This is a genomic window from uncultured Kordia sp., assembly GCF_947496985.1.
Classification (GTDB): Bacteria; Bacteroidota; Bacteroidia; order Flavobacteriales; family Flavobacteriaceae; genus Kordia.
This window is the reverse complement of record NZ_CANMEZ010000010.1, coordinates 141,781-162,618: the sequence shown is the minus strand read 5'-3', so window position 1 is coordinate 162,618 and position 20,838 is coordinate 141,781. Positions and strand designations below refer to the sequence as shown.

Sequence of the window (20,838 nt, the reverse complement as noted above, 5' to 3'; positions counted from 1 at the left end):
AACAAATAATACACCAAAATAAACGTTTTGGTGTATTATTTATTGAATTTGTTATATAAAATTAGTTTGTCACAGTTGGCTTACTAATTGGTGTATTACTTTTTACAACAACAAAAGTTGATGTTGCATAATATGCTCCTGTTTGCCCAGAAGTTGTTCCTCCATCAGAAGTCCAATCTTGGTAATCGTATTCAAATGTAAATGAACTTCCTCCCATTGGTGTACTAAAAACATCTTTACGCACCGGCACAGCCATTCCTGGGCACCAACCAGCTCTATCAGGCGTCCAGTTTCCAGATTGTGGTTGTACAGGATTAGAGTTACAACCCATTGGTCCCATATTGTGTTGAAATGTTGCAGTTCCATTAATTAATACATCATGTGTTCTAAAGCACCATTCTGCACATGGTCTGTTATCACTATCTACAGGTGTAGCATGTCCCCAACCTGAAATAATTGTACGTAATTCCGTTGATTCTGCATTTGATGGAATTGCAATCGTTTTTGTTAAATCCCACGTTGCAGGATCATTTGTTACACCGTAAGGTACACCTGAAGTTGACCAATCGTCATATGAAATTACATCTGCAACCGCATAATAAAGATAATCTGGAGTTCCTTCTACATAGTCAAAATCAACAGATAATTCCCATCCGTCAGCGCCCCAAGTTTCAATACGTGCATACAATTCTGTACTTCCTTGTAATAACGATTTGAAATCTGTTACATCAATTTCAAAACCTCTAGCCACTTGTGAATTGTCTACTCCATAAGGTGTAATATAGCGTCCAATTTCATAGAAATCTCCTGAATCTGTATCTTTTACTTTAATATTAGCATATACATCCCAAGCATTACATCCACCAGATGGGCAACGCAATTTTACATACATTAATATTTGTTCAATGTTTGATAAATCGTTGTGTAATGTGTATGTATTGGTAACTGTTTGGTTGAATCCGCCACCAAAAGCAATTCTCTGGTCTTCAAATGTTTGATAATTATGTCGTACCGCAGTTCCCGTTCCTGATAAGTTAATTACCACATCTGGCACACCTGTAGCTGCTAAAGTAATCGTTCCTGTTTGCGCTCCTAAGTCAGTTGTACTTGGAATAAATCGTACATATAAATCTTCAGCAGTTGTATTAATGGCTGTGTAATCGTATGCTGCTGTATTGGAAAATGTAACATTGTCTGTTGAAATTTCAAAAGAACCTGCAACTGTAGCTGTTACATTATTTTCTAGGTCTAATCCTTTTACTTGTACTGTTTGTGCAGTAGACATTGTACCGATATTTACATCGCCAAAATTACTTACCGCTCCAACAACCTGAATTTCTCTTGGAATTTCCAGTGAATTTCCTGTTAAGTTTACTTGAACTGAATTGAATTCAGAAGAAGACATTGTTAAGATTCCTGTTACTTCTCCTAATGAAGTTGTTGTTGGTGCAAATCGAACATATATAGTTTGTGATTGATTTGCTTCTGCTGTTGATAAGCTTATGCTAGAACTAAATGTTGTATCATCTTTTGATACTTCAAATTGCTGCGTAGCAGTAATGTTTACAGACTGTGTCAATCGTGCACCTGTTACAGACAAGGAACGACTTGATGATACTTGACCTGCAATAACCGCAGTAAATGACAAGCTATTTTGTGCTGATGTAAACGATGGCGGCGCAGCTTCTGAGCCATCATCAGACTTACATCCACTAAATATAAGTGCAAATGCTAAAAGGGTGTAAATAAAGTTTTTAATGGTTGGTTTTCTTTTCATGTGAATTAAATTTGAAGCTAAAAGTAAGTAAAAAACATGAAAATCAAAAAAACCTCAAAATCAATGTCTTGAGGTTTTTTTATATAAATTTTAAATCTAATTAAACGGTATAGAGGTTATTCTTTTTTAACCTCACTAACTTGTTCAGCAGTAAACATTTGATTGCTTCTATTTCCCCAATTATTAGATGTGTAATTCATCACATCTGCTATTTCTTTATCACTTAGTCCTAAAGGTGTCATTACGCCATTGTATTTTTTACCATTTACTGTAATTTCTCCTTGTAAACCATACTTAATAGATCGGATACTTTCTGTAACTTTATCTTTTAACCAATCTGATTTTGCTAATGGAGGAAACGCATTGGCTACTCCTTCTCCATTTGCCATGTGACATTGCATACATACATTTGTATACACTATTTTTCCACGTCGTTGACTTGCTTCCATTTTTTTACTATCAAATTCTTTAGCAGCTTTTGGTTTTGTTTCTTCAACCTCAACTTTTTCTGTAGTTTCTGATCTTGTTTCCTTACTACCTGCACTTGTTGTCCAAGAGCTTTTCTCTGATGAATTTTTAACCATTTTAAAAACTCCTTTTCCATCAATTCCTACATAGATATAACCATCTGGACCTTGACGAACTGAACGTACACGACCAATTCCATCTAGTAATTTTTCACGTCTTGCAACTTTATCATCTTCTGTTAAGATTACTAATTCTAAATATTGAAATTTTAACGAACCAACAAGTAAATGACCTTTTAAATCTGGATATGCATCACTTGTTACAAATGCCATTCCGCTTGGCGCAATAGATGGAACCCAGTAATATAAAGGTTGTTGCATTCCATCACGGGCTGTTTCTTTCGTGATAGTGGTTCCGCTATAGTTGATTCCATATGTGATTACTGGCCAACCATAGTTTACAGCTTTCGTTATAGGGTTGATTTCATCTCCACCACGTGGACCATGTTCATGTACCCAAATTTGTCCTGTACGTGGATTAATTGCCATTCCTTGTGGATTTCTATGTCCGTAAGAAAAAATAGCTTCTTTTGCATCTTTTTGCCCCACAAATGGATTATCTGCAGGAATGCGTCCATCATCGTGTAAACGGTATACTTTTCCACCATCTTTAGTAATATCTTGTGGGTTTACATCTCGTTTTCCACGATCGCCAATAGTAAAGTATACATAGCCATCTTTGTCAAATGCAATACGTGAACCAAAATGATGTGCCGTATTTACATTTGGACCTCCTTGATATAATTTTTCAATAGAAACCAACGCGTTGTCTTCTAGTTTTGCTCTAATTAATGCTGTATGGCTTCCTTTTTCTTTTTTATCAACTATGGAGTATGTAATATAAATCCAACCGTTTTCATTGTATTTTGGATGCAACATCACATCTAACAATCCTCCTTGATTTTTTGCAAATACTTCTGGAACATTCTTGATAGCTGTTTTTTCTCCATTTTTCACATGATATAATGTTCCTGAACGTTCTGTAACCAACATACTTCCATCTGGCAACCATGTCATTCCCCAAGGAACATCTATTCCATCCACTACCAGTTCAGAAGTATATGTTTGCTGATCTAACGTAATTTTCTCCGTTGTTTTTATAGCAACAAGCGGAATACTGCTTTCTGTTTCTACTTTTGCAACTTCCTTTTGTTTTTGTCCACAAGAGATGAAGAGCATAGAAGTCAATACAAATAAACCTATTGATGATTTCATGGTGTGTATGTTAAAAGTTTAAAATTTATAGTTTAACTGAATTCCACCATACATATTGAATGGCAATCCAGGATAAAAATAACGTGCTGACGTATCGTTTCCAAATGCATTTACTTGTAATTGTGATGCGTAGGCAATATCAAATATATTGTTTGCACCTACTGATATGTCATAACTAAATTGTTTTCCAATTGTGTTTGTATAGCCAACTTTACCATTTAGCAACTCAAAAGCATCGCTATACACGGTATTTTCATCGTTTGCTGGCATTTTTCCAACCGATTGAAAATCTAATCGTCCGTAAAATCCTTTCTCCATCAGCATTTCAATTCCTAAATTTACAACAGATTTTGGAACTCCTGTTAGGTCATTTCCAGAAAAGTTTGCATTGGTTTCCGTAAATTCTTTGAAATTGAAATCATTGATACTTGCATTTACATATGAATTTAATTCAAAATAATCGTTTTTAAAGAGTTCATATCGAATGATTGCTTCTATTCCTTTATGTGATGTTTTTCCAGCGTTTAGCGTAATATTTTGATCTGTTTCAGTTCTTCTGTTTACAAGTAAATCACTTACTGCCATTGTATAGATTGAAACCGAACCTGATAGTTTTCTATTCGTCGTATGAAAACGTGAACCAATCTCAAAATTCCAACCACGTTCAGCTTTTATTTCTGGATTAAATACACCATCTGGTAATAACGTTTCTTCGGATGTTGGTGTAGAAAAACCATGTGCTATGCTTCCAAATACATTTACATTTTTAGTTACCTCATAGTTAATTCCCAATTTTGGAGAAACAATCGCGTCAAACTTATACTCTTGTTCACCTTCTGAAGTATTGATTTGATCTTCAACCGTATATTTTGTGTGATTTAGATGTAATCCGAAACTAATAGATAGTTTTTTTCTGGTGTAAATTGCCTCTGCAAACAGATTAAAGTAGTTTCTATTTTCATCTAGGTCTGATAGTATATCGCCTGCTATACTTCCTGTACCATCTGGAAAATCTTGATATAAGTTATCAAATTGTTTCGCATTGTAATTATCAAAGAACAATTCGCCACCAACTGACCATTTTATAGTACTTTCTTCAAAGTCATGTGTTACCAACAAACGTGTACGTATTCCGAATGTTGTTGCTTTTTCTTCTAATATATTAAAAGGTCGTGGTTCGTAATTATTATTAAAACTTGTAAATATACTAGTTTTTTGTGTGTAAGTTTCATTAAAATTATGACTCCAATTTAATCCAAGTAAGGCTTTTTTAAAATCTTCAAAACCACGTGCATTTTCCCAAAATGTTGCCGCCTTTCTTGGCGAATTGTCAAAGTCTTCTCGGTTTAATGAACTTGGAATAAATGCTTTGAGACTTGTATAGTTTCCTATAAAGGATAATTCATTTTTATCGTTTATCAACCAATTAGATGTAATTGTTGCCGTTGCTTTGTCTAAGGAATTGTTATCTCTGTATCCATCGGAATGTGTATTACTATAAACTACATTCACATTCGCTTTTTTGCCACCATGCATGAGTTTGGCAACGGTTCTAAATAGTCCGTAACTTCCAACCGTTGTGTATACATTCGCGCTTGACGCATTGTATTTTGCATATTCAGGATATAATAAAATTGTTCCTCCAAGTCCAACGCCATAATTACTTGATGAAGGTCCTTTGTGAATTTCCATTCGTGAGATTGCTGCAAGTTCTAAATCTTCAATAGCAGATTCTCCATTTCCATCTGTTAGTGGAATATCTGCATAATACGCTCGAATATTTGCGGTAGAAAATGGACTTCGTGCGCCAATTCCTCTAATAGTAATTCTATTGGTATTTAACGAACCACTTTGCATAAAAACACCTGGGACTCTGTTTAAAATTGGCGCTAATTGTACAGTATTTTCACTGTTAATTTCACTTTCTGTTACAATTGCAACCGATTCTGCGGCTTGTTGTAGTTTTTGTTGAATCGTTATTCCATTAATAACAATTTCATCTAAAGCATTTGTTGTTGGAAATAACGTAATAATCGTATTTTTTTCTGTAGTAATTTGAATCGTTTTTGTTTGATACCCTACTAAAGAGATTATAAATTGTGTTTCTGTTGCTGACTTTGCCACTATTGAAAACTTTCCTTTAGTATTCGTTTTGATTTCAATATTGGTTGCAACATTCGTAATTACTGCATTTGCTAATGGAATATTTGTAGATTGATCTATAACAGTTCCTTCAATTGTACGTTGTGCCATTACAAAATTTGAACAACATAAAAATAATATAAGAAGGAAAAAAGTTTGTGTAAGTTTAGTTGGCACGTTTTAGTATTTAAAAGCGTGAAGCTACGCAGATTTTAGATGATTTATAAATCGTACTCATAATTTTAACACTTCTTATTTTAAATGTTGGATTTTGCGCATGTGTTTTTTTAATTTAACGAAATTGACAAACAAACACAAATTAACTATAAATCAAAGCATTACTCTCTAAACTTAATTGTTGTATATTACAAATCGTATTGCAACATTTATAAAATGAAAACTACCTTTTTCCCATCTTAAAAACACCCGAAATAGTAGTGTTTGTTATTGTCTTGATCCTTTAAGGAATTTACCAATTTCCTTTCTTCATCGCTTAAGAATGTATGAATACAATATTCATAATTAACATAACGTACTAATGAAAAAACTAACCATCCAATTACTAATAGTAATTAACACGCTACTTCTTACCAATACTGTTTTTGCACAGGAAACGAATCAAAACTTTGAATCTCAAATAGAAATAACCCAACTAAATAACTTTCATGAGTTAGAAAATGAACGATTGCGAATTATTAGAGAAATGTATGAAGCAATGTATGAGATTAGTGGTTTGTTTACAGAGTTGGAACGTTCCGAAAGTTTGGAACGATCAATTCGTTTACACGATTTATCAAATAGTCAAGATTCAAGTTCTATTTTAAGACAGAAATATGTTAAGCGATTAGAAGATATTAAATCACAAATTATTCTTCCAGAACTTAGAACAGTTGGTGGGCAAGATTTACATGATATGAAATCTATGTCAGTAACTGAAGGATTTCGTAGAATTATTGAAAATAAAGTTCAGGAAATTTTACGAAAAACGGATCAGCTTTCTAGTGTAGGAACAAAAGTTACTGAACTAAATAATACTTCGTACGTAAGTCAAAATTTTAAAAAACAAATTAGTTGGTCTTTTGCTTTTTTAGTGGGTATTGTAATTGTTGGCTTTTTCATTATTGCATATAGAGACGATGAAATTCGTAAAACCATTTTTTCTGGAGATGCTGGTTTACAATTTATTACAATCTTTTCTATTATTATAGCTATTATTTTATTTGGTATTACAGAAGTCCTTGGCGGAAAAGAAATTGCCGCATTAATTGGTGGCATCTCCGGTTATATTTTGGGCCGTAGCAGTCTTATAAAATCAAAAACAGAAAACTCATAATTGTACAGGTTTTCAATATGATAAAAAAGTTATAATTTCTTTGGTGTTTCTTTCTTCTTAACCCACTTTAAACCTAATCGTATTAAAAAGAAGGAAGTCAATCCCATTAAAATTATTGCTGTAATTACACCAGCTATATAAGCGCTATCCATTGCTTCGTGAGATTGATATTTGCCTGTAAGCTTTTCAATATTCTGGAAAAATCTCATAATTAGAGAAATACCAATAAAACCACCTATCACCAGAAAGATATATCCGAAAACTTTTTTCATAGGATCAAATATAAAAAATAATGAATCATTAATCAGCATCTCTATTTTTTGAATGCTGTAGTTTCTATATCTTCGCTATAATGAATACACTTGATATCCGAACCGTACATGTAGTTCAATATATAAAACCCTTACGCGAAGGTGGATCGCTACCAGCTATTGTAAAAGCAGATGATGACTTTTTGTATGTACTCAAATTTAGAGGTGCAGGACAAGGAAAAAAAGCGTTAATTGCTGAGTTGATTGGTGGTGAATTGGCGCGTGCTTTAGGCTTAAAAATTCCTGAATTAGTGTTTATGCACTTAGACGATTCGTTCAGTAAAACAGAACCTGATGAAGAAATTCAAGATTTGTTAAAGTTTAGTGTTGGGCTCAACTTAGGATTGCATTTTTTATCAAGTGCTATTACGTTTGATCCTTTGGTGACAACTGTTGACGCGATTACAGCTTCCAAAATTGTATTATTAGACAGTATTATTAGTAATATTGATAGAACTGTGAAAAACACAAACCTATTACAATGGAATAATGAATTGTGGGTTATTGATAATGGTGCAAGTTTCTACTTTCATCACAATTGGGCTACTTGGGAAAATCATTTGACACGTACATTTCCATTGATCAAAAATCATGTGTTGTTAGCACAAGCATCTGAATTGAAAACTGTTGCCAAAGAATTCCCGAAATTAATTACCAAAGAAAAAATTACTGAAATTGTACAAACCATTCCTGAAGATTGGTTGCAACACGAAGCAGACGATTTATCTACTGACGAAATGAGAACTGCATATATGCATTATTTAGAAGCCAAATTAAGCATGATTGATTCACTCGTAAAAGAAGCGGAAGATGCAAGATAAAGTTACATTTGAATACGCCATTATACGATTTATGCCAAAAGTAGAACGTGAAGAATTTTTCAATATTGGCGTCATTTTATTCTCGAAACGAAAAAGGTTTTTAGGTCTAAAATATCATATCAATCCTGAAAAGTTAGCTGCATTTTCATGCGAAATCACATTGGAAGAAGTCACTGAATATTTAAAAGCATGGGAATCTATTTGTAAAGGCGCGCCACATGGTGGCGCTATTGGCGAGTTTGAAACTTCAGACAGATTCCGTTGGTTGGCAGCTTCCAAAAGCACCATGATTTTATGTTCTCCAACACATTCAGGATTATGTAATGATCCTACAAAAGAACTAGATGATATTTTTCAGAAGTGTGTAAAGTAGTCTCTAAATAATAGAAAATGTAAAAAAGTATTAACATATGTATATCGATGGTTTTGTACATTTTAATGAAATAGACTTTGAAGTAAATGAGCAAGACTTTTATACTTTTCAATTCAAAAATGATCAATTTGTGATTACAAATGCTAAAAACTATGTTGTTGACGATGTCTCTGATGATTTCTTTGGCAATGCATATGACTTTAAAAATCACCAATTAACTGTAAGAGCTGGTAATATCAATGCTAATACCGAAAAAGTAACTACTTTTGAATTTAAAGCAATCCCAAAAACATTGCCCGAGTTTAATGAAATGTATGAATGGGAAGTGATGACAGATCATTTTTTATAAAAATCTTTTCAATTTTAGTATCTTGGTAGAGAAAGTAAAAAACTTAAAAACTACTTTTCTTTACCATGAAAAAACGACTCCAACATACATTTTTACTCCTACTCTACTTTTTTGCAAATTCAGCACTTGCACAAACCAATTGGGATACAAAAATAAAAGAAGAACTTCCTAGTATTCTTGAGAAACATAGAGATTTGGTAAGTATTCCAAATGTGGCTTCTGATGAAGTGAATATGATGAAGAATGTAGATTGGGTTACAAATGCATTCGAGAAATTAGATTTTAAGGTTTCCATCCTAGAAACTTCAACATTGCCTGTATTCTTAGCAGAAAAAGTAGTGAATCCGAATGCTAAAACAATTTTATTTTATTTACATTTAGATGGACAAGCAGTAAATCCAGCAAAATGGAATCAGAAAGATCCGTTTCGTCCTGTATTAAAGGAACAAGATGCTAATGGTGTTTGGCAAATTATCAATTGGTCACGTATTAAAACATATATTGATCCTGATTGGCGTGTATTTGGTCGCGCAGCCGCTGATGACAAAGCACCAATCATCATGATGCTATCTGCTTTGGAATTCTTGCAACAGCAACAACAAAACCTAAACTATAATGTAAAAATTATTCTCGATTTACAAGAGGAAACACGTTCCAGAGGTTTTTTAAGCACACTTGAAAAATACAAAAACAGATATGCTGCCGATTACATGATCATCATGGATGGACCAGCACATCCAACAAACAAACCTACACTAACTTTTGGTTGTCGCGGAATTGCTACCTGTAATATCAGTATTTACGGAGCCAAATTACCGCAACATAGCGGACATTACGGAAACTATGCGCCTAATCCTGTATTTAGCATGTCGCATTTATTAGCAAGTATGAAAGATGAAACTGGAAAAGTTGTCATTTCAAATTTTTACGATGGAATAACATTAGATGCAAAAACACAAGAACTATTATCACAAGTTCCTGACGATAATGCTAAAATTCAATCGGATTTAGGAATTTCTACACCTGATAATGTTGGTTATAACTATCAAGAAGCATTACAATATCCATCATTAAATGTGCGTCATATTGAAACTTCTTGGAAAGGTCCAGGGTTGAAAACTATTATTCCAGAAATTATAACTGCATATTTAGATGTACGTTTGGTAAAAGAAACAGACGGTGCTGTTCAACTTGAAAAAGTAAAAAGGCATATAGAATTACAAGGATATATAGTATTAGATCGCAAACCAACAGACGAAGAACGTTTAAAATACACTAAAATTGCCACAATTTCTACTAATGCAGGCGTAAATGCCTTTAGAACGGATATCAATTCATTCATTGGAAAAAAGCTTCGCAAAACAATTTCGGATGAGTTTGGCGAAAATCCAATCATGATTCGTACGATGGGTGGAACAGTTCCAATAACACCAGCCATTCAAGTATTGGACATTCCCGCGATTATTGTTCCGATGGTGAATATGGATAACAATCAACACAATCCTAATGAGAACATTCGCATCGGAAATATTTCACAAGGAATTAAAATGTGCTTAGCAATTTTGTCAATGGAATTGTAGAGTTAAAACGGATTAACAAATCTACTGAATACTGAAATGTAAAACTTTATACTCATTACTAAATCCGTAATACTAAAAAGAAATGCCCAGAACAGAATATCGTGTGTATGTTGTAGAACTTTCGAAACGTGTGTTTACGGAGAATACAAAATTTCGTTTAGCAAACCCACAATTCAATGGTGTATTAGAGTGTTTATATGTTGGTATGACGAGTAAAACACCTAAGGAAAGACTTCAGCAACATAAAACAGGATATCGAAACAAAAAAGGATATAAACTTTCTTCTAATATTGTTCAGAAATATGGAATGTATTTGCGTCCAAGTTTGTACAATCATATTGATCCTTTGCCAACACGACATCAAGCGTTACAAATGGAAAAAATATTAGCATTAGAATTACGCCGAAAAGGCTATGCTGTTTGGTTTAATTGATTATTATAGTAATGTTCTCTTTAAAAAACACATAAATGAAAGAAATTACTTTTCATGCAGAAGCATTTGATATAGAAGGAATCCAAATTCCTGAAATTACGGCTACTAAAGGAAGATTAATTCGTATGTATATTCCTTTTTATTCTCAAAAAAGAGTGCCATTACACCTAGACTTAACACTTCGAATTATAGAGCATTTTCAAAATTTACAACCAAACTTATACTGGGCAAAACATTATTCTCCAAATCGCTATATAGAATTGATACGTCCGTTAACAGTTGAACGTTATCTAACGCACAAAATGAAGCTCGACACACATATAGCTATACAAATTGCTACTGATCTCAATATCAATTTAAAAGATCGTTTTGAACACATTGAATTTGTAAAAAAGAGAGCACTAATTATTAAAGCGTTATTTCAAAAAAATGATTGTATCCTACTTGATTATTATGCTATTGATGTTTCAAGTATTAAATTTTTAGAAACGGTTGTAAATACTGAAATCGAAAAAGGAAAATCAGCAATTGCTTTTGATAATTTACAGTTCGCTGAAGAAACAGAACCATTTACGAATATTCATCGTATTGAAATACATGTATAAAAATAGGCTCATAATCTTAAAATACGAAAGCGAATCGAAGTGCTCTTAAGAAATTAAAAAACGTAAAAAAAGAAATGTAAATAACGATAGATATATTGTCTAAAAATATTGCATAAGCAAAAGCTTATTACTCCATTTAGATTCTTTATCTTATTTTTATCTTGAAAATAATATGTATTTTCAACTATACTTATTTTTATGTCTAAAAAACTATACCATATACTTATCACAATTGCTTTTGGAATTATCTCTATTCCAACGGTTCTCAATATTATTTTTCAAGAACGAATACTGAATAATTTTGTCGACAAAGCATTTCTAAAACTCATACTCATTATTTTTATCTGTATGATAGAAGTAAGCTATATTAAACGAAAGTTTCCCAAAACTATTGGATACATACTTTGGTTTGTACTATTAATTGGAATGCTCTTCAAAATACAACATTGGCCATTCGCAACCGAACTCGTCATGATAGCTGGATTATTACTATTTATCAACCTAGTATTACAAGCGATTAATGATAAAAACAAAGGTTTTCTTCACTACTTATTACTCCTATTTGTATTACAGCGACTCTTAATTATTCTAACACCAACAAATGAAATACTTTGGTGGATTGATGTCATTATTTGTTTTGTAATTACAATTTTTGGTCTTCTAAAAGTATTAAATTTGAAGAGTTTTAAGAGATGAAAAATATTTGTTTCAAACTGATTATGAAATCACAAATAACTAATTTTCAATAACATAAATAAAATGTCGGGCAAATGTCGGGCATAAATCCACAGAAATTCGTGGAATGTTTTAAAGTTAGCAAGTAACATTGCACTAAAGTTTTTCAAAAATGATTCAACAACCAGCATTAGGTAAAAAAATTGCAGAACTTCGAAAATCAAAAGGCTTCACTCAAGAAGAATTGGTTGCAAAATGCAATTTAAATGTACGTACATTACAACGTATAGAAGCTGGAGAAGTTATACCAAGAATTTCAACTATAAAGTTGATTTTTGAAGCATTAGAAATTGAATATGAAAGTGCTGAAGTAACTAGTCTTGAAAAAGATTCCACACAAAAAAGAACTAAGAATCATTCTGGGAAACTGTTTAACTTTAAAACAAATCCTATGAAAAAATTACTGATTCTATTTATTCCTATACTTTCTATCATTTTGATGTTTATAGTAATGGCTACAAGAGAGAGAACTTTTGATGATTCCAATGTAAAACGATCTAACATATCCGAGACAAGTGCACTTTTCATTAAATTCTACAATTCTGGGCAAATTGATTCTATTGGAACTTTATTCTTAGAGAACGCTAGTTTTTTCCCTGTTGACCATAAAGAATTAAATGGGAGAACTGAAATTGTAAAATTTTATGAAAATGTATATAGGATTGGATTTCGTTTAAATTCTAACAAACCAGCTTTTGTTGTCATTTCGGATTCCATAGCCATAGAGAAAGGTGCTTGGGAAGGCTATAATATTAATAATAATAGTAATGAATCCTATACAGGAAATTTTTTAACGCAATGGCGTTTAAAAAATGGAAATTGGTATATAGAAAACACAATGAGTCATAATGAATATTAAATTATATAATTGATGATTGTGGTAAGAAAACAATACTGTATTTTTGATTTCTAATTATTTACAGAAGTTATATTAAAACTTCACACTACACAATCATATGATCAAGAATACGCTTTTCATTATTGCACTTATCATTTCTACAACAATTATAAATTCTCAAAACTCATTGAAGAGTTTATACAACTTAGATTCGTTTCCTGATGAAATGGAAAAAAGTAAAAAATTCATCAATGAAATGTCTGATGGTATTTTTATGTATAATTTTATCTCTGGTGGAAACGGATCGTATCAATTTGATCAAAAATCAGAAAATGATCTACACCTTAATTTACCGCTAAAAGACAAGTTTTTACTTCATTTTTTTGATATAAAAACTAAAAAGGCAGCTACAAATGTTAGTTTTTACATCACCTATGCATTCAATTATTTGAATTATTTTGATGAATTCGAATTAACCGATGATACATTTTCGCTACATTCTCTATTTGATCTTGCTATAAAGCATTACGATTATGATGAATATAGATTAGTTAATAAATTACTCCGAGATTACATGCCTGACTTGAATCATGAAACCAAACGAATTCTCTTTTTTGAAGAAGTTTCAAAAGGATTAAATCTTGAAGAAATTCCTAATTTTAAAGAGTTAGTCAGCAAAGAAGAACAGCAAAAACTCACGTATAGTGATGTAGAAGAAGTAATGCTTGATGAAATTTTGGAGGAAGTTGACTATGAAGATATTATCAAATATCTTTTCAATCATTACATATTAGACGAAACTAATGATGATAAAACAAAGAAAAACATTAATCAATTATTTAATGATGAAAATGCCATAGAAAAGGTTGAAAAAAATATTTTACAACCTACAATACAAATTGGTTTCTCTAAACAAGCGTTTTTAAGCATTCCGAAAGAAATCATTGATATCACTAACACAACACATCAGTCATTTCCTGTAAGACAAATTGAAATTCATGTTGACTTTAAGAATAAAAGTTTATATATCGATTTTAACAGTAAATCATCAATAGATGTAAAAATTAATAAAGCTGTTCAAGCTGAGAAAGAAGTTGAAAATGTAACTGTAAAATCACAAAAACTAAGACTTATAATCTCAGAATCAAAAACGATATGCCAACTGTTCGAAAGTAAGTTGGGCAGACATATAGAGACACTTCCTTTTGAAATTTATTTAAAAAACTAAGTTAATTATGAAATATTGTATTGCCTTCTTCTCTATCTTCCTATTAATTTCTTGCAATAATAAAGAATCAGAAATTCAACAAAGATCATTTGATGTGCTAAAAAGCTTAGATACATTATCATATGATCAGTATTTTAAAGAATACTTTTCTTTAGAAGATTACAAAGCATTAGCTGTCAACAAAAATATTGACAAAACTTATAAGGATGAAATTCTTGCCGTAACTGATTATCAATGGAATCGTTTTAGAGAACGTGAATATGAAAATTTTAAAGAGCGTGGAAAAGAAAATGAAATCGTTTGGAACAATATAGAATTTGTAAGTTTTACCTATGAAAAAAATGTATCATATGGCTTAGATTGTTTGGACGGAACCATCTATTTCAGACATAACGATATATTGTATGAAACACGAATATATACAATTTTTGATGGAGATACCTATCAAATATTTGGATTAAAAATGTAACTATACTAATCCCGATTGCTTACTGTCTGTTAATTTTCTATCTTTAAAAAGAACTTAAACTCTTAACACTATGGGATTACTTTATTCTTTACTAATAGGTGCTTTGGCTGGTTGGTTAGCTGGAAAATTGATGAAAGGTGGCGGATTCGGTTTATTAATGAATATTATTCTGGGAATTTTAGGCGGTGTCTTAGCAGGATGGCTTTTTGGAAAGTTAGGTGTCAGCTTAAGCAATGGTATACTTGGTGATATTCTAAAAGGAGCTATTGGAGCTTCTATCATTCTATTTATAGCAAACTTGCTTAAAAAATAAAAAGTGAGTTAACGTACTCTTTATTTTTAGATATTTTTCCATTCAAAAAAGCTGTCTATACAAGAATAACAAATCTAGTTTGCTTCGCAATTCACAATAACTTACTTTTGAATTGATGAATAAAAATGTATTACAAACTCCTATTGATTACCTAAAAGGCGTTGGTCCAAACCGTGCCGATTTACTTCGTAAGGAGTTGGGAATACATACCTATCAAGATTTTATCAATTTATTTCCAAATCGATATATTGATAAAACACGTTACTTTAAAATTAACGAGTTGCAACGAAACTCTTCTGAAGTGCAAGTCGTTGGAAAAATTGTTCATATAAAAATGGTGCAACAAAAACGTGGAAAACGTTTGGTAGCAACGTTTACAGATGGAACAGGTGAAATGGAATTGATTTGGTTTCGTGGACACAAATGGATTAAAGACAGCTTAAAGCTGAATACACCATATGTGATTTTTGGCAAAACGAATTGGTACAACGGAACGTTTTCAATGCCACATCCAGAAATGGAATTATTAAAAGAACATGAGCAAAGTCTACGAACGGCGATGCAACCTGTGTATCCTTCAACGGAAAAACTCAATAACAAAGGAATTACAAACAGAGTCATCAATAAGTTGATGCAACAACTATTCATAGAATCGCGTACGCAGTTTTATGAAACCTTACCTCCTACTATTTTAGGTGAATTGAAATTGATTTCTAAAACGGAAGCTTTATTCAATATCCACTTTCCAAAAAGTCAGGAATTATTGGCAAAAGCACAATATCGCTTAAAGTTTGAAGAGTTATTTTATATTCAAATACAACTCATCACTAAAAACCTCATCCATAAAAGCAAAATAAAAGGATTTCCATTTGATCAAGTTGGTGAAAAGTTTAATGATTTTTATGCGAATCATTTACCATTTGATTTAACGAATGCACAAAAACGTGTAATTAAGGAAATTCGAAACGATTTAGGTAGCAATGCACAAATGAATCGTTTACTACAAGGTGATGTAGGTTCCGGAAAAACAATTGTAGCTTTAATGTCAATGTTGTTAGCCATTGACAACGATTTTCAAGCTTGTATTATGGCTCCTACGGAGATTTTGGCAATTCAGCATTATCATGGAATCATGGAACTTGTGGAACCTTTAGGATTGAGCGTAAAACTATTGACAGGTTCTGTAAAAACGAAAGATAGACGTGTAATTCATGAAATGTTAGAAAATGGTTCATTGGACATTCTCATTGGAACACATGCAATTCTGGAAGATAAAGTAAAATTCCAAAACTTAGGACTCGCTATTATTGACGAGCAACACCGTTTTGGAGTAGCACAACGAGCAAAACTATGGCATAAAAATACTTTTCCTCCACATATATTAGTAATGACAGCAACACCAATTCCAAGAACACTTGCGATGAGTTTGTATGGCGATTTGGATGTTTCTGTAATTGATGAATTGCCTCCAGGCAGAAAAGCGATTAAAACCGTGCATCGTTATGATAGTAATCGTTTAAAAGTATTTAAATTTATTCGTGATGAAATTGCCAAAGGCAGACAAATTTATATTGTATATCCGTTAATTCAGGAATCAGAACAACTGGATTATAAAGATTTAATGGATGGTTACGAAAGTATTGCACGCGAGTTTCCAATGCCTGATTTCCAAATATCTATTGTACACGGAAAAATGAAACCCGCCGATAAAGATTTTGAAATGAATCGTTTTATCAAAGGTGAAACGCAAATTATGGTAGCTACAACAGTTATTGAAGTTGGTGTAAATGTTCCGAATGCTTCTGTGATGATTATTGAAAGTGCTGAGCGTTTTGGATTGTCACAATTGCATCAGTTGCGCGGTCGTGTAGGCCGTGGAGCTGAACAAAGCTTTTGTATTTTGATGACGAGTCATAAACTGAGTTCAGATGGAAAAACACGTTTAGAAACGATGGTTCGTACGAGTGATGGATTTGAGATTGCTGAAGTCGATTTAAAACTTCGCGGTCCTGGAAATATTATGGGAACGCAACAAAGTGGAGTCTTAAATTTAAAAATCGCCGATATTGTAAAAGATAATGATATTCTAAAAACGGCGCGTTATTATGCACAACAAGTATTAAAAGTAGACCCGAGTTTGACATTAGAAGAACACAAAGCAGTTCGATATACTTTTGCCCAATTGGTAAAGCATAAGAATATTTGGAATTATATAAGTTAAATGCGAGATTTTCTTCTATACTCAGACGGAGAGATTCCTGTATTTTTCTTGAATGCACTGTAAAATACCGATTTTGAATTAAAACCAGCTTCTAGAGCAATTGCAACAATAGTATAATCTTTATAAGTAGTATCAATTAAAATTCGCTTTGCTTCAACAATTCGTAAGTTATTTATATATGTCGAAAAATTGGTATTTGTATGTTTATTTATTAATTGAGAAATATACCCTTCACTTAAATTAAAATGTGTAGCAGCTGTTGATAGACTAATTGATGGATTCATGTATAGTCTATCCATTTTTATAGTACGATCAATAGTATTAAATCGATTGGTACTACCTGTGTGTTTCTTATAATTTGATTTTCTATTCTCTGAATTAATTTTAACTCTTAAACGTTGCCTTTGATTAAATATTCCTAAATGATATACACCCAAATATCCCATCCAATAAATTAAAAATGACATCGCTATCCATAAAGTATACGTTGCTAAACGCTCTATATAGTCATTATTCGAAATAAATAAATTGCCTACAGTTATTAATGCCCAAATGAAAAACACCAACATTGCTATTAATAACAAACGTTTTAACCAGCTTACTTCTATTTTAACGCTATCTAAGTTTTCTGTTTCATTTTGATAGTCAACAATAAGTTTATATCCTTTATAAATTATTATACTCGTAAAAATAATAGATATGCAACTCAAAATGGAATAAAAATTCACAACCATAGTACGAGATATTGGTATCACATCAATTAAAAAAATTTGTTGGAATAAGAAAAATAAACAAAAAGGAAAACTTATATAAAAAGGATACATGTAATACTTCCTTTCTATTTTTTTTCTTAAATAATTTGAAACGAAATAAAAAAATATGGGACACATTAATAAATCCCACTGCACAGGAAATAACCAGTAATAATTCCATCCTAGATACGTAGTAATTTTTGTATCTAAAAACCAAAAATAGATATTATTTAAAGAAACTAAAATAATGAAATAAGCAAGATATTTATTTCTTTTCGAAAACAAAACAATTAATCCAAAAATAAAACCATGAATACTTGCACTAAAAATAAATATATTAAAAGGGTTAAATAGCATTAGTATGTTAGATATTATCTTATGAAGTTTGAAATTATTTAAACGATTTAAACATAAAAGTTATTATCACACATAAATATTTTTGAACAAGCATATTACTTTTTTTTGTTGAACATAAAACTTCAACCATTCCTTATGATATCGTATTTATCCTAATTCATTAACTACTTACAGAATCGGGATAGCAATCTTGTTTTCATATATAAATTTGTTCCTGTACAATTCCTGTAACGCGTGATCTTTAATTCATTTATTAAACAATTAACTTTCACTTTTACTACTTGTACATCTAATGATTCAAGGCGGAAACCTGAAAAGCCTGTAATAATAGAGTAAGGGAAAAATATATTTATAATGAAAAAAAAGAGTCTTAAAACATTGAAATTAAACAAAAGATCAATTACTAATTTGGATAAAGTTTCAGGAGGAGAAATATATGTAACTGATGGTCCAAATATGGATATTACAGATCCTAATGATATTGATACTTTGCAAAGCTTTGTTTATTTCGCAAACGGATGTTACGTTGCACATACCAGAGGATGTGAAATAGATTATGAGTTATTCAAATTACATTCGATATTTCCTCATTGCTAGGATTTTGATTTTAAAACATAAATTCAAAAGCGAACTTCGGTTCGCTTTGTCTTTTTGATATTTAAACATTGAATTCATATCATTCCAATGAAATTATGTAACTTTAATAAATTTTTTGTCTAAAACAATACTATGAAATTAGGTGCATTTTCTGTGAGTCTTGCTGTAAAAGATATTCACGCTTCCAAAGCTTTTTATGAGAATTTAGGATTTTCTGTTTTTCATGGACAGATAGAACAGAATTGGTTGATTATGAAGAATGATCAAACTGTTATTGGATTATTTCAAGGGATGTTTGAAGGTAATTTGATGACTTTCAACCCTGGTTGGTCGCAAGATGCTCAAAATTTAGAATCATTTACAGATATTAGAGAAATTCAAAAAGAATTAAAAAGTAAAAACTTTGAGTTTTCCACAGAAGCAGACGAAAGTACCTCAGGACCAGCAAGTTTTATGATAAAAGATCCGGATGGGAATGTAATTTTAATGGATCAGCATGTATAATATGGACGCCCTGATGCTTTAGTAGTTAGTTGTTGAGTTTGACAATAAATTTTCAACCAAACAAATTAACAGATCAAAAAAACAAATTAAAAAAGCATCTATTGTTGAAATAGATGCTTTTTTATGTGATGAATGACGGTGATTGTTCTTATTTCTTTAGCAGTTTTTTGTGTGATTTTTATATAGCTTCTCCTTTTTTCAATTTATCCAAATTTGCTTGCACTCTACTTTTACTAGCAGCATTTGGTGCATTTTTTAACGCTTTTTCTAAGTGCTTTATTGCATTTTTAAAATCTCCTTTTCCAGAGTATCCTCTTGCCATTCCGTAATGTACAGGCCAAGTTCCTTTATTTTTCTTTGCGTTGTATTTAAAAATATCTAAAGCTTCATCGTTCATTCCTAACGATTGTAATTGACGTCCATATTGGTGAATTTCAAAAACAGTAGCTACTGGTAGTACTTCTTCCATAGCTGCTAATGCTTCAGTCTTTTTATCTTGTTTCATCAAAATAGCAGCTTTTATTTGTGTATTGATAAATGTTTGCTTGCTAAAAAACTTTCCTGCAATTGCGCCATTAATCCAAGTTAACGCTTCATTTAAATCGCCTCCATTATTTAAAGCATAATTTGCAGCTTGTTCCCATGTTTGACGATTAAACCCAGGCTGATCTCTCATCTTGTTGCGTATGTCAGCAAGTACAATGTTGTTTACGTCAAAACCAATTGTAAAAGGAATTTCTTTCTTTCCCCATTGTAATGCCAAAGTTGTACTATTCGGCTTAACCGCTATAAAATCATATGTTAGTAATTCTTCATGTGGAATTTCTGTTGAAGTAACATCTACTTGCAATACATCTTCTGATGGCTCATAAAAATAGCTTCCCCAAGAAGTACTATTGCTAGAAAAAATAATAGTTACATTGCCATTTTCTCTAACATTCATATGTAAACCATACGTTCCTGCTTTGATAGCTTTTCCTTGTACGGTAGCATCATGCGAAAATGTTATGATTGTATTTTCATCGGCTCCAGCTCGCCACGGTGATTCCTTTGCTGTTCCAAACCCTAAATTATTCATTCCGTAAGGAACTAATTTCCCCCAAATTTCGCGTCCACGTACACTTGGTCTTGAATAGGTTATACTTACTTCAGAAGTTCCAACAGTTTGAGAAACCGTTGCTTTTTGACTTCCGCGAGGTGTGTTGATTTGCGCAAATGCTGTAATAGTTAGCATTAGAAACATTAAAACAGCCACACTAGCAATGTGTGTAATTTTTAATTTCATACTATTTGGTGTTAGTTAGTAAAGTTTATGGAACAAGTTACTTTTTCAAACTATGCACACTTGTTATAGCTTT

21 protein-coding genes are annotated in these 20,838 nt (G+C 31.8%); 15 read left to right on the top strand and 6 right to left on the bottom strand.

The features are described 5' to 3' along the window. Positions 1–61: 61 nt before the first annotated feature. From Q0828_RS20710 to Q0828_RS20695, 3 genes are all read right to left on the bottom strand, one after another. Complete coding sequence (locus Q0828_RS20710; RefSeq protein ID WP_298425936.1) at positions 62–1,777, bottom strand: peptide-N-glycosidase F-related protein; 1,716 nt, start codon at positions 1,775–1,777, stop codon at positions 62–64. 116 nt (positions 1,778–1,893) lie between these two features. Further along, a complete protein-coding gene (locus Q0828_RS20700; RefSeq protein WP_366523622.1) occupies positions 1,894–3,519 on the bottom strand; it encodes a PQQ-dependent sugar dehydrogenase in 1,626 nt (541 codons plus the stop codon). An 18-nt stretch (positions 3,520–3,537) separates the two neighbouring features. Further along, on the bottom strand, positions 3,538–5,772 hold the full coding sequence (locus Q0828_RS20695) for a TonB-dependent receptor (protein ID WP_298425933.1): 2,235 nt from the start codon (positions 5,770–5,772) through the stop codon (positions 3,538–3,540). A 427-nt stretch (positions 5,773–6,199) separates the two neighbouring features. Here Q0828_RS20695 and Q0828_RS20690 point away from each other — a divergent pair, with 427 nt between their 5' ends. Then, entirely contained in the window at positions 6,200–6,994 is a 795-nt protein-coding gene (locus tag Q0828_RS20690) for a hypothetical protein (RefSeq protein ID WP_298425930.1), read from the top strand. A 29-nt stretch (positions 6,995–7,023) separates the two neighbouring features. On the opposite strand, the gene Q0828_RS20685 is transcribed toward Q0828_RS20690, so the two are convergent. Continuing rightward, positions 7,024–7,266 (bottom strand): hypothetical protein, encoded by a 243-nt coding sequence (locus Q0828_RS20685; RefSeq protein WP_298425927.1) that lies wholly within the window; start codon positions 7,264–7,266, stop codon positions 7,024–7,026. An 80-nt stretch (positions 7,267–7,346) separates the two neighbouring features. Here Q0828_RS20685 and Q0828_RS20680 point away from each other — a divergent pair, with 80 nt between their 5' ends. From Q0828_RS20680 to recG, 12 genes are all read left to right on the top strand, one after another. Beyond that, positions 7,347–8,126 carry a HipA family kinase gene (locus tag Q0828_RS20680; RefSeq protein ID WP_298425924.1) on the top strand — a complete coding sequence of 260 codons (780 nt, stop codon included), beginning with the start codon at positions 7,347–7,349 and terminating at the stop codon, positions 8,124–8,126. Continuing rightward, positions 8,116–8,499, top strand: coding sequence for a DUF3037 domain-containing protein (locus Q0828_RS20675; RefSeq protein WP_298425921.1), 384 nt, complete (start codon positions 8,116–8,118; stop codon positions 8,497–8,499). The genes Q0828_RS20680 and Q0828_RS20675 overlap by 11 nt, the downstream gene beginning before the upstream one ends. 37 nt (positions 8,500–8,536) lie before the next feature. Further along, positions 8,537–8,848: a hypothetical protein gene (locus Q0828_RS20670; protein ID WP_298425918.1), complete on the top strand. Its 312-nt coding sequence runs from the start codon at positions 8,537–8,539 to the stop codon at positions 8,846–8,848. Positions 8,849–8,913: 65 nt separating this feature from the next. Next, entirely contained in the window at positions 8,914–10,428 is a 1,515-nt protein-coding gene (locus tag Q0828_RS20665; protein WP_298425915.1) for a M20/M25/M40 family metallo-hydrolase, read from the top strand. An 82-nt stretch (positions 10,429–10,510) separates the two neighbouring features. After that, complete coding sequence (locus tag Q0828_RS20660) at positions 10,511–10,861, top strand: ribose-5-phosphate isomerase (protein WP_298425913.1); 351 nt, start codon at positions 10,511–10,513, stop codon at positions 10,859–10,861. 35 nt (positions 10,862–10,896) lie between these two features. Continuing rightward, positions 10,897–11,466 carry a hypothetical protein gene (locus tag Q0828_RS20655; protein ID WP_298425910.1) on the top strand — a complete coding sequence of 190 codons (570 nt, stop codon included), beginning with the start codon at positions 10,897–10,899 and terminating at the stop codon, positions 11,464–11,466. Positions 11,467–11,664: 198 nt separating this feature from the next. Then, complete coding sequence (locus tag Q0828_RS20650; RefSeq protein WP_298425907.1) at positions 11,665–12,162, top strand: hypothetical protein; 498 nt, start codon at positions 11,665–11,667, stop codon at positions 12,160–12,162. Positions 12,163–12,313: 151 nt separating this feature from the next. Beyond that, complete coding sequence (locus tag Q0828_RS20645; RefSeq protein ID WP_298425904.1) at positions 12,314–13,060, top strand: helix-turn-helix transcriptional regulator; 747 nt, start codon at positions 12,314–12,316, stop codon at positions 13,058–13,060. Between the two features lie 97 nt (positions 13,061–13,157). Beyond that, positions 13,158–14,267 carry a hypothetical protein gene (locus tag Q0828_RS20640; protein ID WP_298425901.1) on the top strand — a complete coding sequence of 370 codons (1,110 nt, stop codon included), beginning with the start codon at positions 13,158–13,160 and terminating at the stop codon, positions 14,265–14,267. Positions 14,268–14,274: 7 nt separating this feature from the next. Beyond that, positions 14,275–14,736, top strand: a complete 462-nt coding sequence (locus tag Q0828_RS20635; RefSeq protein WP_298425898.1) for a hypothetical protein — start codon at positions 14,275–14,277, stop codon at positions 14,734–14,736. Positions 14,737–14,806: 70 nt separating this feature from the next. Next, the gene (locus Q0828_RS20630; RefSeq protein WP_298425895.1) at positions 14,807–15,049 is read left to right on the top strand and encodes a GlsB/YeaQ/YmgE family stress response membrane protein; all 243 of its coding nucleotides are present in this window, start codon (positions 14,807–14,809) and stop codon (positions 15,047–15,049) included. Between the two features lie 115 nt (positions 15,050–15,164). Next, positions 15,165–17,270 carry an ATP-dependent DNA helicase RecG gene (gene recG, locus Q0828_RS20625; RefSeq protein WP_298425892.1) on the top strand — a complete coding sequence of 702 codons (2,106 nt, stop codon included), beginning with the start codon at positions 15,165–15,167 and terminating at the stop codon, positions 17,268–17,270. Here the strand turns inward: recG and Q0828_RS20620 are convergent. Next, positions 17,267–18,004 carry a helix-turn-helix domain-containing protein gene (locus tag Q0828_RS20620; RefSeq protein ID WP_298425889.1) on the bottom strand — a complete coding sequence of 246 codons (738 nt, stop codon included), beginning with the start codon at positions 18,002–18,004 and terminating at the stop codon, positions 17,267–17,269. The genes recG and Q0828_RS20620 overlap by 4 nt on opposite strands. A 783-nt stretch (positions 18,005–18,787) precedes the next feature. Here Q0828_RS20620 and Q0828_RS20615 point away from each other — a divergent pair. Continuing rightward, positions 18,788–18,976, top strand: coding sequence for a hypothetical protein (locus Q0828_RS20615; RefSeq protein ID WP_298425886.1), 189 nt, complete (start codon positions 18,788–18,790; stop codon positions 18,974–18,976). A 132-nt stretch (positions 18,977–19,108) separates the two neighbouring features. Then, the gene (locus tag Q0828_RS20610) at positions 19,109–19,480 is read left to right on the top strand and encodes a VOC family protein (protein ID WP_298425883.1); all 372 of its coding nucleotides are present in this window, start codon (positions 19,109–19,111) and stop codon (positions 19,478–19,480) included. A 178-nt stretch (positions 19,481–19,658) separates the two neighbouring features. On the opposite strand, the gene Q0828_RS20605 is transcribed toward Q0828_RS20610, so the two are convergent. Further along, positions 19,659–20,765 (bottom strand): DUF2911 domain-containing protein, encoded by a 1,107-nt coding sequence (locus tag Q0828_RS20605; protein WP_298425880.1) that lies wholly within the window; start codon positions 20,763–20,765, stop codon positions 19,659–19,661. Positions 20,766–20,838: the final 73 nt, after the last annotated feature.